Below are 16,745 nucleotides of genomic sequence, written 5' to 3' on the forward strand. Positions count from 1 at the left end.
CTCAAGATGAGATTTCCCATAGCGCAAGCTAGTAAGAACCCTGAAAGATGATCAGGTTGATAGGTCAGAGGTGGAAGCGTGGCGACATGTGGAGCTGACTGATACTAATCGTTCGAGGACTTAACCAATTGATTATTCGTTTTTACAAACTTCTTCTGCATTATCTAGTTTTGAGGGAATGATTCCTCAGATAATATAGTCTGGTAACAATGGCGAGAAGGTCACACCCGTTCCCATACCGAACACGGAAGTTAAGCTTCTCAGCGCCGATGGTAGTTGGGGCATGCGCCCCTGTGAGAGTAGGACGTTGCCAGGCAAATGAAGGACAATCCAATTGGGTTGTCCTTTTTGACGTTTTATTAGCCCTCATCTTATACAACTTTTGATTTTAAATGAATATAGGTTTCACAACCGTGAAATTTGGAGAAAATCATTAGTAGTGATTCGTTGCATCTACATAAAATTTTCAGTATAATTAAAGTCAAATATAGTCAAAGTCAGATGATGGGAGGTGGGAAGATGAGAAACATCTCCGATATTATTGAAAAATACCTAAAGCAGGTTCTAGAACTAAGTGAGGAGGATCTGGTTGAAATTAAGCGGAGTGAAATCGCAGATAAATTTCAATGTGTGCCTTCACAAATTAATTATGTAATCAATACGCGTTTTACGATTGAAAGAGGATATATAGTTGAGAGTAAACGGGGCGGTGGTGGATATATTCGGATTATAAAGGTTCAATCCCACGATTTGGCCCATTTAATCGATCATTTGATGTCACTCGTTCAAAATCGGATTAGTCAATCAAGTGCCGAGGATGTCATTGTTAGACTTGTTCAAGAAGAGATTATTACAAAGCGTGAGGCGAAGATTATGTTAAGTGTCATTGATCGTTCTGTATTATATATTGATCTTCCATTCCGAGATGAACTAAGAGCAAGAATGCTAAAAGCCATGTTAACTTCTTTAAAATATAAATAATTATCGCAGCCGGAGAGGTGAAAGTATGATTTGCCAAGAATGCAATCAAAGGCCTGCAGCACTTCATTTTACAAAAATCATTAATGGTGAAAAAACAGAAGTGCATCTTTGTGAGAAATGTGCGCAGGAAAAAGGTGAAATGTTTATTTTGAACGGAGAGTCGGGTTTTGCGTTTAATAATTTATTAGCAGGTCTATTGAACATCGACCCCACTTTTCAAAAACCAAGCCAAAGCCCGTTTCATCAGGAGGAAATCCTTCAGTGCACGCAATGTGCTATGACATTTCCACAGTTTTTAGAGGTTGGCCGCTTTGGATGTTCACATTGTTACGAAACCTTTAAGGATCAGTTAAAGCCTGTGTTAAGGCGCCTTCATAGTGGGAACTGGACCCACAATGGGAAAATCCCTAAAAGAATTGGCGGTGGGATTCATCTTCGGAAACAAATTGATGAGCTAAAAGGTGATTTAAAAGAGTCCATCACCCATGAAGAGTTTGAAAAAGCAGCGGAGATACGCGATGAAATACGTACATTAGAGAAAAAATTAGCCGAAAGCGTTGAGGGAGGGGAATAACGTGTCGCTTGAACGTTTTCTAAATCAAGCCGTCAGTTCCTGGATGAGCGAGGAAGGACCTGATTCGGACATTGTCCTTAGTTCCCGCATCCGTTTAGCGCGAAACTTTGAGGACTATAAATTTCCAACTGTTTTTTCACATGAAGAAGCAAAGATGATTATTGTAAATATGGAAGAAATATTAAAAAAAACCCCAGTTCAAAAGTTTGGCCAGATGGAATTGTTAAAAATTGATGAAATGCAGCCTCTTCAGAAAAGGGTATTGGTAGAGAAGCATTTGATTAGCCCAAAGTTGGCTGAGGATTCGCCATACGGTGCCGTTCTATTAACCGAAAACGAAGAAGTTAGTATTATGATTAATGAAGAGGATCATATTCGGATTCAATGCTTATTTCCGGGATTACAATTATCCGAGGCATTGGATGCCGCAAATGTAATCGATGATTGGCTTGAAAGTAATATTCAATTTGCGTTTGATGAAAAGCATGGTTATTTAACAAGTTGTCCGACGAATGTGGGCACAGGTCTTCGTGCATCCGTTATGATGCATTTGCCCGGATTAATCTTAACGCAGAAAATTAATCGAATCATACCTGCTATACACCAATTAGGACTTGTGGTAAGAGGGATTTACGGCGAGGGCAGTGAGGCATTGGGTAATATTTTTCAAATTTCCAATCAAATTACCCTTGGTAAATCAGAAGAGGACATCAGCCGTGATCTGAAGGGTGTCGTCAGCCAGTTAATTTCGCAAGAAAGGTCTGCACGTGAAGCATTACGGAAAACTTCGAACATACAATTAGAAGACAGGGTGTACCGATCATTAGGGGTCTTATCTAATAGCCGGATTATTGAAACAAAAGAAGCGGCAAGATGTTTATCAGATGTAAGGATTGGCATAGATATGGGGTATATAGAAAATATGCCGAAGTCAATTTTAAATGAATTAATGATTTTGACCCAGCCGGGTTTTCTTCAACAATATGCCGGTGGTCCGTTACGGCCATACGAAAGGGATATAAGAAGAGCAACATTAATTAGAGAACGACTAAATATGGAACTTCAAAAATAGGTGAGGAGGAAGAGAATATGATGTTTGGACGTTTTACCGAAAGGGCACAGAAGGTATTGGCATTGGCACAAGAGGAAGCGATTCGACTTGGACATAACAACATTGGGACTGAGCATATTTTGTTAGGGTTAGTTCGCGAGGGTGAAGGAATTGCTGCGAAAGCACTGTATGGGCTTGGATTGGGTTCTGATAAGATCCAAAAAGAAGTAGAAAATTTAATTGGCAAAGGACAAGAAACTTCCCAAACGATTCACTATACTCCTAGAGCGAAAAAGGTTATTGAATTATCAATGGATGAGGCGCGGAAATTAGGCCATTCCTATGTTGGTACGGAGCATATCTTGTTAGGTTTAATCCGTGAAGGTGAAGGGGTTGCCGCCCGGGTACTTAATAATCTTGGTGTCAGCTTGAATAAAGCGCGCCAGCAGGTACTGCAATTATTAGGCAGCAATGAATCCGGTGGTCATCAGGGCGGGGCGTCGGCGAGTGCTAACACACCAACACTTGATGGTCTTGCGAGGGATTTAACGTCTATTGCGCGAGAGGGAAGCTTGGACCCAGTGATCGGACGTAGTAAGGAGATTCAGCGTGTTATTGAGGTGTTAAGCCGTCGAACCAAAAATAATCCTGTATTAATCGGTGAACCGGGGGTAGGGAAAACAGCAATTGCAGAGGGGCTTGCACAGCAAATTGTCAATAATGAAGTCCCGGAGATCCTTCGTGATAAGCGAGTGATGACCCTTGATATGGGAACAGTTGTTGCAGGAACAAAATATCGGGGTGAATTTGAGGATCGCTTGAAAAAGGTCATGGATGAAATCCGCCAAGCGGGAAATATTATTTTATTCATTGATGAGCTGCATACATTAATTGGTGCAGGTGGAGCGGAGGGTGCCATTGATGCCTCCAACATCTTAAAACCGTCCCTTGCCCGCGGTGAGCTGCAATGTATTGGGGCAACAACACTTGATGAATATCGGAAATATATTGAAAAAGACGCCGCGCTAGAACGACGCTTCCAGCCAATTCGCGTCGATGAACCAACAGCTGAGGAATCCATTCAAATTTTAGAAGGCTTGCGTGACCGTTATGAGGCTCACCACCGCGTTTCGATTACCGATGAAGCTATTCAAGCAGCAGTTAAACTTTCAGACCGTTATATTTCCGACAGGTTCCTGCCGGATAAAGCGATTGACTTGATCGATGAAGCGGGATCAAAGGTAAGGCTCCGCTCCTATACAACACCGCCTAATTTAAAGGAATTAGAAGTGAAGCTTGATGAAGTAAGAAAAGAAAAGGATTCAGCTGTTCAAAGTCAGGAGTTTGAAAAAGCAGCTTCATTACGAGATACAGAGCAGCGACTTCGTGAACAACTTGAAGAAACAAAGAAGACATGGAAAGAAAAGCAAGGAAAAGAAAATAATGAGGTAACCGTTGAGGATATTGCAAGTGTAGTATCGAGCTGGACCGGTGTTCCTGTCTCCAAGCTTGCTGAAACGGAAACAGCTAAACTCCTTAATTTAGAAGAGGTACTCCATTCTCGTATTATCGGTCAAGAAGAAGCTGTTATAGCAGTTTCAAAGGCCGTTCGCCGTGCGAGGGCAGGGCTAAAGGATCCAAAACGCCCAATCGGTTCCTTTGTCTTCCTAGGACCTACAGGTGTAGGGAAAACAGAATTGGCACGTGCTTTGGCAGAAGCCATGTTTGGTGATGAGGATGCGATGATTCGGATTGATATGTCTGAATACATGGAGAAGCACTCCACATCTAGACTAGTTGGTTCGCCTCCAGGATATGTTGGTTATGAAGAGGGTGGGCAATTAACGGAAAAAGTCCGCAGAAAACCATACTCTGTCATACTACTGGATGAAATTGAAAAAGCACATCCGGATGTATTTAATATCCTTCTTCAAGTACTTGAGGATGGCCGCCTGACCGATTCAAAAGGCAGAACAGTAGACTTCCGAAATACCGTTCTGATTATGACATCGAATGTTGGTGCAGAACAACTAAAGCGAAATAAATATGTTGGATTTAATATTCAGGATGGTCAACAGGATTACAAGGACATGAAGGGTAAAGTGATGGAAGAGTTGAAGAAGGCCTTCCGTCCGGAATTCTTGAATCGAATTGATGAGATCATTGTCTTCCATGCATTAGAAAGAAAGCACCTAAACGAAATTGTTACTCTGCTTTCTGCACAGTTAATCAACCGCTTGAAAGAGCAAGATATTTCACTTGACTTAACGGATGCAGCAAAAGAGAAGATTTCACAGGAAGGGTATGACCCTGAGTACGGGGCAAGACCACTAAGAAGGGCCATTCAAAAGCATATTGAAGACCGTCTTTCTGAAGAATTATTAAAGGGAACATTATTAACAGGTCAAAATGTTATAATTGATGTGGATCATGGCGAATTTATTGTAAGATTGGCAGAAAAAACAAGCTTAGTAAAATAGCCGAACAAATACCATGAAACAAAGGAAGAGGTACACGTGAATAAAATCAACCCGTGTACCTCTTTTTCCGTTTCTTGAACAACACTAGATATTTTTAATTAGGAAGTGCATAAACAATGGCAAAGAAAAAGACAGTCTATGTTTGTTCCGGATGTGGTCACCATCATGCCAAGTGGCAAGGATTTTGCAATTCCTGTGGTGCGATGAGTACGCTTCAAGAAGAAAATAATGAAAAACAATCGACCGCAACCAAGGTTACAAAGGGGATTGCGTCAGTTAAAAGGTTAACAGATGCTAAATCGCAAAATAGTGATAGAATTATCACCGATATGGGTGAGTTTAATCGGGTAATGGGTGGTGGAATCGTAAGAGATTCTATTACCATTATTACGGCAAAACCGGGTGCGGGAAAGTCTACTCTCCTTTTACAAGTATCCCAAGACCTTGCAGAAAAGGGAAATAAGGTGTTGTATGCTTCGGGAGAAGAGAGTGATAGTCAAATTAAACGCAGGGCCGAACGTATTTTACCAAGGGTGGATCCTAATATCTTTGTACACGCTGATACAAGCTTAAATAATGTGCTGGCATGTATCGAAGAAGTGGACCCCGACTTAATCATTATTGACAGTATTCAAACGTTTGTTCTTGAAGAGTACAATTCAAGACCGGGGTCCCCAACCCAGACAATGGAGTGTGCAAATGAGCTTTTAAAAGTGGCTAAAAGTGCTGCCAGACCACGTGCAGTGATTATGGTTGGCCAAATGACCAAAGATGACGAACTTGCCGGATTAAGAGCATTGGAGCATTTAGTTGATACGGTCTTAATCATTGATGGAGAACAAGGTGAAGAACTAAAGGCCCTTTCAGCAAGTAAAAATCGATACGGCAGCACCGGCGAAATGGGCTTTTTTGCTATGACGGAGTCGGGAATGGTTGGTATAGAGAATCCATCCGAGTTCTTTATGACTCAAAGAGAAGGAGTCGTAAGTGGAAGTGCGTTAACCGTCATTAAAGAAGGTACAAGACCAATAATTGTAGAAATAGAAAGTTTAGTTTCACCAACGTTCACACCTTATCCTTCCCGAATAGGTGAATGTATGCGAAAAGATCAAATTAGCACCTTGACGGCTATTTTGGAACAAAGAGCGAGTCTACAAATGCTCAATCAGAATGTGGTTATTAAGACTACGGGCGGAATTCGCTTGAAAGAGCAATCAAGTAATCTTGCAGCGTTGATGAGTATTGTATCCTCCTATAAAGATAAAGGCATTTCCAATGATACTGTATTTATTGCCGATATTGGTTTAACGGGTGAATTAAAGAAAGTTCCAGCACTTGAGTCTAGAGTAAAGGAATTAGAAAGAATGGGATTTAAGAAAGTGTATGTAGCTAAAAATGCACTAAAAAATCCAAATGGCTTTAAAGAAATCGATGTAATACCTTGTAATACGCTTTCTGAGGTTATTAACAAGGTTTTTAGGGATTACCCCTTCTAAAACGTAAAGGCTGTTTGGTGATAAGTGCGCAGCATATATTGTATAATTGAATTAGCATATATTGTCAGTGAACTTACCGGGGGATTGCAGATGGAAAATAAAAAACTTGGTGAACAATCTATTAGTGATGTATTACAGTTTCTTGCACCTGGTACTCCCTTACGCGAGGGGATTGATAATGTCCTTAGAGCGAACACTGGGGGTCTTATTGTCGTTGGTTATAATGAAAAGGTAAAGAGTATCGTAGATGGCGGCTTTGAAATTAATTGTCCCTTTTCGCCAAGCTTTTTATATGAATTGGCAAAAATGGATGGTGCGATTATCTTAAATGAGTTAGGCAATAAGATCCTTTTTGCGAATGCCCAGCTTGTACCAAACTCAGAAATACCCTCATCCGAAACGGGGATGCGGCACCGCACGGCTGAAAGAGCAGCTAAACAAACAAAAACACTGGTGATTGCCATTTCCCAAAGAAGAAATGTAATTACCTTGTACCAGGGGAATTTTCGCTATGCATTAAGGGACATTGCGGTTATTTTGACAAAGGCCAATCAAGCTATTCAGACTCTTGAAAAATACAAGGCTGTGCTTGAACAAAGTATTACAAATTTAAGTATTTTAGAATTTGAAGAGTCTGTTACCTATAATGACGTTTTACTAGTCCTCCATCGTTTTGAAATGGTCTTAAAGATTAAAAGTGAATTATTGACCTTTCTCCATGAACTGGGGACTGAGGGACGCCTTATTCGCTTGCAAATGAATGAAATCTTAACAGATTTAGAAGAAGAAATGATGCTCATTATGAGAGATTATGCCTTCGAACGGGAGAGTAAGTCTAGGGATGTGCTGCAGAGAATGCAGGCGTTGACATCGAGTGGAACCATCGAGGATGTTGTTTTATTAAAATTATTGGGCTACCTAGGCTATGTCCATCTTGATGAACACAAACCTCCAAGAGGCTACCGAATTTTACATAAGATTCCCAGACTGCCCGCCATTATTATTGAGAATCTTATTAGTTCATTTGGCGAACTGTCAAAGATTATCTCTGCCACAGTAGAGGAACTGGATGATGTCGAAGGTATTGGTGAAGTCCGAGCGAAAAAGATAAAAGAAGGCTTTAAGTTAATTAAAGAGCGGCTATATACAGACCGGCAGCTATAAAAAGTGTTGAAAAAACAAATCTTGTATGCTAAAATGGGAAATTTCAATTTGTTTGACACCAATTTTTACAGATGCTACCCTATGAGGAGTAAGATTTTAACATAACAGATTTATTTCAAACTGTTAACAATTTGGAAAAATAATCACCAATTCAAGGTTTCATTTTTGTGAATATGTTTATAATGTATTAGAGGAGGTGAAGGAATGTTAAAACGAATTGTGCAAGCATGCTTCCTCATTTTGGGAGGAACACTTGGTATATGGTTATTGCCGGAATTGTTCAAATTACTTTCTATGAATAACATTCCGATTATCAATAACTCATATGTTACTGCTATTTTAGGTGCTATTATTTTTTATCTTATTACCTTTTGGGCGGTAGATTATGTCTTCAATTTCATTAAGTGGACCGAAGATTCCTTAGTGAAAATTCCTGTAACAGATGTGCTGTTTGGCAGTGTTGGGTTAATTTTTGGCTTAATCGTGGCCTTTTTAATTGGCTTTGCCCTTAATGCGGTTCAAGTGCCCATTTTAAATGCCGTGGCTCCGATTCTTTTGACACTTTTGTTTGGCTATATGGGCTTTCAAGTAGGCTTTAAAAAGAGGGATGAACTACTAGGTCTTTTTGGTAATCGCGGGAACAAGAAAAAGTCAGGGGATGAGGAAGCGGAAAAGGCAGAAGCCGGTAAAGCTTTGAAGATCTTGGATACGAGCGTAATTATTGACGGGCGCGTCGCAGATATTTGTCAGACAGGCTTTTTGGAAGGAATAATTGTGATTCCACGGTTTGTTCTTGAAGAGCTGCAGCATATCGCAGATTCTTCCGATGTACTGAAACGTAACCGCGGCCGCAGAGGATTAGATATCCTTAATCGGATTCAAAAGGAACTTGCCATCAAGGTAGAAATATATGAGGGCGACTTTGAAGAAATTAGTGAAGTAGATTCGAAGCTTGTGAAGCTGGCCAAGTTAACAAATGGCATTCTTGTAACCAATGATTTTAACTTAAATAAAGTGTGTGAGCTGCAGAATGTTACGGTGTTAAACATCAATGATCTGGCAAATGCCGTGAAGCCGGTTGTCCTTCCAGGTGAAGAATTAACCGTTCAAGTGATCAAAGACGGGAAAGAGTATCATCAGGGCGTTGCCTATTTAGATGACGGAACCATGATCGTTGTCGAGGAAGGCAGGGAATATATGGGCAAGCGGATTGAAGTACTAGTGACAAGTGTGCTTCAGACATCTGCCGGCCGAATGATTTTTGCCAAACCAAAGCTGTTAGAAAAAGCATTATAGATGGATATAGATAGAGAGATTGGGGTTTTACTATGACTTACCAGGTCATTCTCCCGGCGGCGGGGCAGGGAAAAAGAATGGGAGCAGGAAGAAATAAGCTTTTGTTAGAGCTGAATGGTGTACCAGTACTCATCCATACCTTACGGGTGTTCGACGAGGATGAGGAATGCAGTGGCATCATTTTAGCGATTCATCCTCAAGATGAAAGAGAGTTTAAGGCATTGCTTAAAAAGTATCATATCAAGAAGGTAATGAAATTAGTGCCAGGTGGGAAAGAACGGCAGTATAGCATTTTTAATGCCCTTAAAACAGTCAATACCAATGGAATAATCCTTGTTCATGATGCGGCTCGCCCCTTTATTCGCAAGGAACAAATTCACAGACTAACAGATACAACAGAAGAAGCCGGTGCAGCCATTATTGGGGTGCCAGCAAAAGATACGATGAAAAAGGTACAAGAAGGTCTGATTGTGGAAACGGTCGAACGTTCAAGCTTGTGGGCTGTTCAAACCCCGCAAGCTTTTCGTATTTCTTTACTTCAGGAAGCCTATGAGAAAGCGGAAAAGGACCACTTCCTCGGGACGGATGATGCCAGTTTAGTGGAGCGGCTCAATGTTCCTGTTGCTATGGTAGAGGGCGATTATGACAATATCAAACTGACAACACCTGAAGATTTATATTTTGCGGAAGCGATACTGAAAAAGAGAGAAATGGGGTTTTGCTGATGTTTCGAATTGGACAGGGTTTTGATGTTCACCAATTAACAGAAGGGCGTCCGCTAATTATTGGCGGCATTACCATCCCTTATGAAAAAGGTCTTCTAGGCCATTCCGATGCCGATGTATTATTACATACCGTTTCAGATGCCTGTCTTGGGGCAATTGGGGAGGGAGATATCGGCAAGCATTTCCCCGATACTGATCCGAATTTTAAAAATGCTGATTCTGCAAAACTGATGGAGCATGTATGGATGCTCGTTAAAGAGAAGGGGTATGAACTGGTTAATGCTGATTGCACTATTATCGCGCAAAAGCCGAAGATGGCTCCTTATATAGAGCAAATGCGTACCCGAATTGCGGAACTACTCGAGGCGGAACCGGAACAAATTAACGTAAAAGCAACAACGACAGAGAAACTTGGTTTTACCGGTAGAGGAGAGGGCATTGCCTCCCAAGTAGTAGTTTTATTAAAAAAGAAATGATAAAATAATCAAAGAAAAAATTTAACTAAGAAAAGTGTCCAGCTGCAGCGCCTAGGGGCTCGGGGTCATAAGTCAATCCGTCTCGCCGGCTTGTCTAGACTCACGCCCCTGAGCAAGGCGCTTCCGCTTTTCTAACTGGAGGCATTATTACTATGTCAAACGAAGTTCGTGTAAGATATGCGCCAAGTCCAACGGGGCATTTACATATCGGAAACGCCCGTACGGCGCTATTCAATTATTTATTTGCTCGCAGCCAAGGCGGGAAGTTTATTATTCGGATTGAAGATACTGATAAGAAACGGAATATTGCTGGCGGTGAGCAAAGCCAGTTAAAGTATTTAAAATGGCTTGGCATGGATTGGGATGAAAGTGTGGATGTCGGCGGGGAATACGGCCCATACCGTCAATCAGAGCGGAATGACCTATATGAAACCTACTATAATCAATTGTTAGCAGATGGTCATGCCTATAAATGCTATTGTAACGAAGCAGAGCTTGAAGCAGAACGTGAAGCGCAAATGGAACGCGGCGAAACTCCTCACTATTCTGGTAAATGCCGTCATTTAACGGAGGAAGAGCGTCATCAACTTGAACAAGAAGGCCGTGAGCCAAGCATTCGAATGGTTGTACCGGAAGGGAAGACCTATACGTTTGATGATATGGTTAAGGGTCCTGTTTCCTTTGAATCAGAAGGAATGGGTGATTGGGTCATTATTAAAAAGGATGGGACGCCAACCTATAATTTTGCGGTAACGGTTGATGATTATTTAATGAAGATTTCCCATGTGCTTCGCGGTGATGACCATATTTCTAACACACCAAAGCAACTGATGGTTTATGAAGCATTAGGCTGGGAGCCACCGGTCTTTGGGCACATGACGTTGATTGTGAATGAAAGCCGTAAAAAATTAAGTAAGCGGGATGAATCCATTATTCAGTTCATCGAGCAATACGAAGAACTTGGGTACTTACCTGAAGCGTTATTTAACTTTATTACCTTACTAGGCTGGTCACCGGCGGGTGAAGAAGAGCTTTATTCTAAAAATGAGTTTATTGAACTATTCGATGCCAGCCGTCTATCAAAATCGCCGGCATTATTTGATAAACAAAAACTGACGTGGATGAATAACCAATACATGAAAAAGATAGAGGTTGACCGGGTGCTTGAACTTGCACTCCCACACTTAATCAAGGCAGGTCGTGTAAGTGCCAGTCTAACCGACGAAGAGCATCAATGGACTCGCCAATTAGTTGCGCTTTTACAAGAAAAAATGAGCTTCGGTGCAGAAATCATTGGACTATCAGACATGTTCTTTAAAGAGGATGCGGAGTACGAAGAAGACGCAAAGGAAATCTTAGCAGGGGAAACCGTTCCTGAAGTTTTAAAGGCATTTTCTCTTGAACTTGATCAGCTAGAAAGCTTTCAAGCGGATGGCATTAAAGCGGCGATGAAGGCAGTTCAAAAATCCACTGGCCAAAAGGGGAAAAATCTGTTCATGCCGATTCGTGCGGCAGTAACAGGGCAAACGCATGGCCCGGATCTGCCGGAGACGATTGAGCTTTTAGGCAAAAATAAAGTTCAAAATAGAATTCATAAAATTATTAGTTAACATTGAAGACAAAATGTAATATAGTATAAGAAAGTAAATTCATAATCTAAAGCGTAGAAGAGGAAAAGTAGAAAAAGGATGCTTGGAAGAGAGAACCATCACCGGCTGAAAGTGGTTTAAGCCTCTCCTAATTTGAAATGCCCCTCTGAGCCCCATTTCGAAAAGGATCAACACCTGAGTAGATATGGGCGGAACCATCCGTTAACAGTTAGAGTGAGACTTTTTTAGCTAGGGAGCCCTGCTTTCATTAGGAATGCATGGAACAAGCTAATGGGTCTAATCAGAGTGGAACCACGCAGCATGCGTCTCTGTCGATACGACAGGGGCGCTTTTTATTTTATAAAAAAACAAAGGGGGGGAATGGCGATGTTCAAAAAGTTTAAGGAGGACGTCGAGGTTGTTTTTGAACAAGATCCTGCGGCAAGGAGTTATCTAGAAGTTATCTTAACGTATTCAGGCTTACACGCGATTTGGTCACATCGAATTGCACACGCCTTCTTTAATCGTAAATTATTCTTTCTGGCACGAGTCATTTCTCAAGTAAACCGATTTTTTACGGGAATTGAAATCCATCCAGGGGCAAAAATAGGCAGGAGATTTTTTATTGACCACGGTATGGGCGTTGTGATTGGGGAAACGTGTGAAATTGGGGATAATGTAACTATATACCAAGGAGTGACGCTCGGTGGTACGGGGAAAGAAAAAGGGAAACGGCATCCGACGATTAAAGACAATGTCCTAATTGCCACTGGGGCAAAGGTGCTGGGGTCGATTACCATTGGTGAAAATTCAAAAATAGGCGGCGGGTCAGTGGTCTTAAAGGAGGTCCCTCCAAATTCGACGGTAGTGGGCATTCCAGGCAGGGTCGTGATTCAGGACGGAAAACGAATTAATAAAGATTTAAACCATTGCGACCTGCCGGATCCGGTAGCTGATCGCTTAAAAGAAATCCAGGCAGAGCTAAACCTGCTACGAGAAGAACTGTTTGAATTAAAAGAGGAAGGAATTAAAGTTAATGGCCATTCAAATTTATAATACACTTACAAGAAAAAAGGAAACCTTCATCCCGTTAGAAGAAGGAAAGGTAAAAATGTATGTCTGCGGGCCGACTGTCTATAATTATATTCATATCGGTAATGCCCGTCCGGCGATTACTTTTGATACGGTTCGCCGCTACTTGGAGTACCGCGGCTTTGATGTCCAATATGTCTCGAACTTTACGGATGTTGATGATAAATTGATCCGTGCCGCCCAGCAGTTAGGGGTAGATGTCCCAACGATTGCTGACCGCTTCATCAATGCCTACTTTGAAGATGTTTCCGCTTTAGGCTGTGAAAAAGCGGATGTTCATCCACGGGTAATGGAAAACATGGATATCATTATCGATTTCATTCAGCAATTAGTTGAAAAAGGCTATGCTTATGAATCAGAAGGTGATGTTTACTATCGGACACGAAGCTTTGAAGGATACGGTAAGCTTTCCCATCAATCGATTGATGATCTGCAAGTTGGAGCAAGGATTGAAGTCGGTGACAGGAAACAGGATGATTTGGACTTTGCCTTATGGAAAGCGGCGAAAGAAGGGGAAATCTTCTGGGATAGCCCTTGGGGGCCTGGACGGCCTGGTTGGCATATCGAGTGCTCAGCAATGGCAAAAAAGTATCTGGGGGAAACGATTGATATCCATGCGGGCGGTCAAGATTTAACTTTCCCGCACCACGAAAACGAAATTGCCCAATCAGAAGCCCTATCCGGAAAATTATTTTCCCGTTATTGGATGCATAACGGCTATATCAATATTGATAATGAAAAGATGTCAAAATCACTGGGTAATTTCGTGTTAGTGCATGATATTATTAAACGGCATAACCCGCAAGTATTGCGCTTCTTTATCCTATCCGTTCATTATCGTAATCCGATTAATTATAGTGAGGAATTATTGGAGAACACAAAGGCGGCCTATGAACGTTTAACTACTTCATACCAAAATTTAAAACACCGGAAAGAAGCCAGCACAGATTTAACCAGTAATAATCAAGAGTGGCTGGATAAAATCGCTGCCTTACAGGAATCATTTATTGAGGCAATGGATGACGACTTTAATACTGCCTTAGCTATTTCGGTATTATTTGAGCTTTCAAAGCAGGCCAATTATTATCTATTAGAAAAAAATACAGCGGTGGAGGTCATTGATGCCTTTACAAATCAATTTGAAGAGCTTTTCCGTGTGCTCGGGCTAACCATTGGCAGTGAAGAAATGGTGGACGATGAAATTGACGCATTGATTGAAAAGCGGAATCAAGCACGAAAGGATCGAAATTTCCAGCTGTCTGATCAAATCAGGGATCAGCTGAAGGAAATGAATATTATATTAGAAGACACCGCGCAAGGCACAAGGTGGAAAAGAGGCTAATTCATGCTGAATTATGAAAACAACATCAATGCCAAACAATTGAATAGTCTCGCCTTGGCCTACATGGGCGATGCGGTCTTTGAGTCATATGTGAGGCGGCACCTTCTCTATAACGGTAAGGTAAGACCAAATCAATTGCACCGTTTAGCGACAACGTATGTCTCCGCGAAGGCCCAGTGCCAAGTTCTTTTTAAACTGATGGATCACCAGGTTTTAAACGAAGAGGAATTAGCAGTGGTGATGCGTGGCAGAAATGCAAAGTCAGGCACGGTTCCGAAAAATACCGATGTTCAGACGTATCGTTACAGCACAGCTTTTGAGGCATTAATGGGCTATTTATTTTTGGAAGAGAAGAAAGAGCGCTTAGAAGAGCTCGTGGAGAAGGCGTTTTTATATGTTGAGGAACAGAAAGGAGGAACAGTACTGTGAATGAGGACTATATCGTTGGAAAAAATCCCGTTATTGAGGCGCTTAAATCAGAGCGGGATATTAATAAAATTTTAATTGCAGAAGGTTCACAGCGTGGTCAAATGCAACAGATTACGCAATTGGCAAAAGAAGCCCATGTCATTGTCCAATATGTCCCAAAGAAAAAGATTGATCAAATCAGTGATCAAAATCATCAAGGCGTCTTAGCCTATGTTGCTGCCTATCAATATGCAGAAATGGATGATTTATTCGCGGCAGCCGAAAAGAAGAATGAAGCACCTTTCTTTTTGTTGCTGGATGAAATTGAGGATCCGCATAACCTTGGATCGATTATGCGGACAGCAGACGCTGTCGGAGCACACGGCATCATTATTCCAAAGAGAAGGGCTGTTGGTTTAACGGCAACAGTTGCGAAGGCCTCAACAGGTGCGATTGAGTATATACCAGTTGTCCGGGTAACAAATATGGCGCGGACGATCGATGAGTTAAAAGAACGAGGCGTTTGGATTGCTGGTACTGATGCAAAAGGAAAGGAAGATTACCGGCAGCTGGATGGAACACTTCCACTTGGTTTAGTGATCGGCAGTGAGGGAAAAGGAATGGGTCGGCTAATTCGTGATAAATGTGATTTTCTGATTCAAATGCCGATGGTCGGGAAAGTGACCTCGTTAAATGCTTCAGTTGCTGCATCCTTACTCATGTATGAGGTTTATCGAAAACGGCACCCGCTTGCGAGGTAGTATATATGGATATCCTCCTTGTTGACGGGTATAACATTATTGGTGCCTGGCCGGAGCTAAGGGCATTAAAGGAGCGGGATTTACCTGCCGCAAGGGATCGGTTAGTGGAAAGAATGGCCGAATATCAAGCCTTTTCTGGTTACCGTGTCATTGTTGTATTTGATGCTTACTTTGTGCAAGGAACAGAGCAAAAATATAAAAATCATAAAGTTGAGGTCATCTTTACGAAAGAAAATGAAACAGCAGATGAGCGGATTGAAAAAATGGCTATTAGTCTAAACAATCGAAGGACACAAATCCATGTGGCTACATCCGATTTTACAGAGCAATGGGCCATTTTTGGACAAGGGGCCCTACGCAAATCCGCTCGTGAACTGCTTCTGGAAATGTCATCGATCGAAAAAGGAATTGAAAAGAAAGTAAAAAAGATCCAGGAGAAGAAACCCGTTTCCAAAATCCCGATTAGCGATGAAATGGCAGAAATTTTTGAAAAATGGCGCAGAGGGCAGAAATAGGCATCGACTTCAATATATATCTACTGTATACTAGTAATATCTATGCATGTTCGGTGGAGGGGATCTACTTTGAGTACAGACTTCGGGACTAGGATCAACGAACACTTTTTCGTAATGGAAGATGAAGAAATTGTCGATTTGGTGCACCAAGGTGATAGTGAAGCGCTTGATTATTTAATCCATAAGTATCGTAATTTTGTGCGTGCGAAAGCAAGATCCTATTTTTTAATTGGGGCAGATAAAGAGGATATCGTCCAGGAAGGGATGATTGGTCTTTACAAGGCGATCCGTGACTTTCGTGAGGACAAGCTTACCTCATTCAAGGCATTTGCTGAACTATGCATCACAAGGCAAATTATCACGGCAATTAAGACGGCAACACGGCAAAAGCATATTCCGCTGAATTCCTATGTATCCTTGGACAAGCCTATTTATGACGAGGAGTCTGACCGAACGTTGATGGATGTATTGTCGGGCACTAAAGTTCTGGATCCGGAAGAGCTAATTATCAATCAAGAGGAATTTGACCATATAGAAGTCAAGATGACTGAATTACTAAGTGATTTAGAACGGAAAGTATTGGCGCTCTATTTAGATGGCCAATCCTATCAGGAGATTTCTGAAGAGCTTAATCGTCATGTGAAATCCATTGATAATGCCTTGCAACGAGTAAAAAGAAAGCTAGAACGCTACCTGGAAATTCGAGAATTCTCATTCTGATTTTTAACGAGATATATGTCATAAGTATGAATCCGCTCTCAGTGGATATTGACAATAATTAGGTGTCGTGTTACA

The 16,745-nt window shown here is 41.5% G+C and carries 16 protein-coding genes, 2 rRNA genes and 1 other annotated feature; all 18 genes read left to right on the forward strand.

The features are described from left to right. Positions 1–128: ribosomal RNA gene (locus G6554_RS16135) — 23S ribosomal RNA — on the forward strand; the annotation flags it as partial. 71 nt (positions 129–199) lie between these two features. Next, positions 200–316: ribosomal RNA gene (gene rrf, locus G6554_RS16140) — 5S ribosomal RNA — on the forward strand. 203 nt (positions 317–519) lie between these two features. Next, complete coding sequence (locus G6554_RS16145) at positions 520–981, forward strand: CtsR family transcriptional regulator (protein ID WP_166243692.1); 462 nt, start codon at positions 520–522, stop codon at positions 979–981. Positions 982–1,006: 25 nt separating this feature from the next. Continuing rightward, positions 1,007–1,555 carry a protein-arginine kinase activator protein McsA gene (mcsA, locus tag G6554_RS16150; RefSeq protein WP_166243694.1) on the forward strand — a complete coding sequence of 183 codons (549 nt, stop codon included), beginning with the start codon at positions 1,007–1,009 and terminating at the stop codon, positions 1,553–1,555. Between the two features lies 1 nt (position 1,556). Beyond that, entirely contained in the window at positions 1,557–2,627 is a 1,071-nt protein-coding gene (gene mcsB, locus G6554_RS16155; RefSeq protein WP_166243696.1) for a protein-arginine kinase McsB, read from the forward strand. 17 nt (positions 2,628–2,644) lie between these two features. Next, complete coding sequence (gene clpC, locus G6554_RS16160) at positions 2,645–5,086, forward strand: ATP-dependent protease ATP-binding subunit ClpC (RefSeq protein ID WP_166243698.1); 2,442 nt, start codon at positions 2,645–2,647, stop codon at positions 5,084–5,086. A gap of 116 nt (positions 5,087–5,202) precedes the next feature. Next, positions 5,203–6,582 (forward strand): DNA repair protein RadA, encoded by a 1,380-nt coding sequence (radA, locus tag G6554_RS16165; protein ID WP_166243700.1) that lies wholly within the window; start codon positions 5,203–5,205, stop codon positions 6,580–6,582. 90 nt (positions 6,583–6,672) lie between these two features. After that, the gene (gene disA / locus G6554_RS16170; protein WP_166243702.1) at positions 6,673–7,746 is read left to right on the forward strand and encodes a DNA integrity scanning diadenylate cyclase DisA; all 1,074 of its coding nucleotides are present in this window, start codon (positions 6,673–6,675) and stop codon (positions 7,744–7,746) included. A gap of 204 nt (positions 7,747–7,950) precedes the next feature. Further along, complete coding sequence (locus G6554_RS16175) at positions 7,951–9,042, forward strand: PIN/TRAM domain-containing protein (RefSeq protein ID WP_166243704.1); 1,092 nt, start codon at positions 7,951–7,953, stop codon at positions 9,040–9,042. 32 nt (positions 9,043–9,074) lie between these two features. Further along, a complete protein-coding gene (gene ispD, locus G6554_RS16180) occupies positions 9,075–9,767 on the forward strand; it encodes a 2-C-methyl-D-erythritol 4-phosphate cytidylyltransferase (protein WP_166243706.1) in 693 nt (230 codons plus the stop codon). Further along, positions 9,767–10,243, forward strand: a complete 477-nt coding sequence (ispF, locus tag G6554_RS16185; protein ID WP_166243708.1) for a 2-C-methyl-D-erythritol 2,4-cyclodiphosphate synthase — start codon at positions 9,767–9,769, stop codon at positions 10,241–10,243. Before ispD ends, ispF begins: the two co-directional genes overlap by 1 nt. A 152-nt stretch (positions 10,244–10,395) precedes the next feature. Next, positions 10,396–11,853, forward strand: coding sequence for a glutamate--tRNA ligase (gltX, locus tag G6554_RS16190; RefSeq protein ID WP_166243710.1), 1,458 nt, complete (start codon positions 10,396–10,398; stop codon positions 11,851–11,853). Between the two features lie 45 nt (positions 11,854–11,898). Continuing rightward, positions 11,899–12,166 (forward strand) — a binding site (T-box leader). 53 nt (positions 12,167–12,219) lie between these two features. Next, positions 12,220–12,888, forward strand: coding sequence for a serine O-acetyltransferase (cysE, locus tag G6554_RS16195; protein ID WP_166243712.1), 669 nt, complete (start codon positions 12,220–12,222; stop codon positions 12,886–12,888). Further along, positions 12,869–14,266 carry a cysteine--tRNA ligase gene (gene cysS, locus G6554_RS16200; RefSeq protein ID WP_166243714.1) on the forward strand — a complete coding sequence of 466 codons (1,398 nt, stop codon included), beginning with the start codon at positions 12,869–12,871 and terminating at the stop codon, positions 14,264–14,266. Before cysE ends, cysS begins: the two co-directional genes overlap by 20 nt. 3 nt (positions 14,267–14,269) lie before the next feature. Then, on the forward strand, positions 14,270–14,695 hold the full coding sequence (locus G6554_RS16205) for a Mini-ribonuclease 3 (protein ID WP_166243716.1): 426 nt from the start codon (positions 14,270–14,272) through the stop codon (positions 14,693–14,695). After that, positions 14,692–15,435: a 23S rRNA (guanosine(2251)-2'-O)-methyltransferase RlmB gene (gene rlmB / locus G6554_RS16210; protein WP_166243718.1), complete on the forward strand. Its 744-nt coding sequence runs from the start codon at positions 14,692–14,694 to the stop codon at positions 15,433–15,435. The genes G6554_RS16205 and rlmB overlap by 4 nt, the downstream gene beginning before the upstream one ends. Before the next feature lie 5 nt (positions 15,436–15,440). Then, positions 15,441–15,950 (forward strand): NYN domain-containing protein, encoded by a 510-nt coding sequence (locus G6554_RS16215; protein ID WP_166243720.1) that lies wholly within the window; start codon positions 15,441–15,443, stop codon positions 15,948–15,950. 114 nt (positions 15,951–16,064) lie between these two features. Continuing rightward, positions 16,065–16,670, forward strand: a complete 606-nt coding sequence (sigH, locus tag G6554_RS16220) for an RNA polymerase sporulation sigma factor SigH (RefSeq protein ID WP_242692152.1) — start codon at positions 16,065–16,067, stop codon at positions 16,668–16,670. Positions 16,671–16,745: the final 75 nt, after the last annotated feature.

The organism is Bacillus sp. MM2020_4 (assembly GCF_011250555.1).
Classification (GTDB): Bacteria; Bacillota; Bacilli; order Bacillales; family Cytobacillaceae; genus Neobacillus.

Coding starts and splice junctions, on each gene's coding strand:
- G6554_RS16145 (WP_166243692.1), top strand. CDS start 520: ATGAGAAACATCTCCGATATTATTGAAAAATACCTAAAGCAGGTTCTA.
- mcsA (WP_166243694.1), top strand. CDS start 1,007: ATGATTTGCCAAGAATGCAATCAAAGGCCTGCAGCACTTCATTTTACA.
- clpC (WP_166243698.1), top strand. CDS start 2,645: ATGATGTTTGGACGTTTTACCGAAAGGGCACAGAAGGTATTGGCATTG.
- radA (WP_166243700.1), top strand. CDS start 5,203: ATGGCAAAGAAAAAGACAGTCTATGTTTGTTCCGGATGTGGTCACCAT.
- disA (WP_166243702.1), top strand. CDS start 6,673: ATGGAAAATAAAAAACTTGGTGAACAATCTATTAGTGATGTATTACAG.
- G6554_RS16175 (WP_166243704.1), top strand. CDS start 7,951: ATGTTAAAACGAATTGTGCAAGCATGCTTCCTCATTTTGGGAGGAACA.
- ispD (WP_166243706.1), top strand. CDS start 9,075: ATGACTTACCAGGTCATTCTCCCGGCGGCGGGGCAGGGAAAAAGAATG.
- ispF (WP_166243708.1), top strand. CDS start 9,767: ATGTTTCGAATTGGACAGGGTTTTGATGTTCACCAATTAACAGAAGGG.
- gltX (WP_166243710.1), top strand. CDS start 10,396: ATGTCAAACGAAGTTCGTGTAAGATATGCGCCAAGTCCAACGGGGCAT.
- cysE (WP_166243712.1), top strand. CDS start 12,220: ATGTTCAAAAAGTTTAAGGAGGACGTCGAGGTTGTTTTTGAACAAGAT.
- cysS (WP_166243714.1), top strand. CDS start 12,869: ATGGCCATTCAAATTTATAATACACTTACAAGAAAAAAGGAAACCTTC.
- G6554_RS16205 (WP_166243716.1), top strand. CDS start 14,270: ATGCTGAATTATGAAAACAACATCAATGCCAAACAATTGAATAGTCTC.
- G6554_RS16215 (WP_166243720.1), top strand. CDS start 15,441: ATGGATATCCTCCTTGTTGACGGGTATAACATTATTGGTGCCTGGCCG.
- sigH (WP_242692152.1), top strand. CDS start 16,065: ATGGAAGATGAAGAAATTGTCGATTTGGTGCACCAAGGTGATAGTGAA.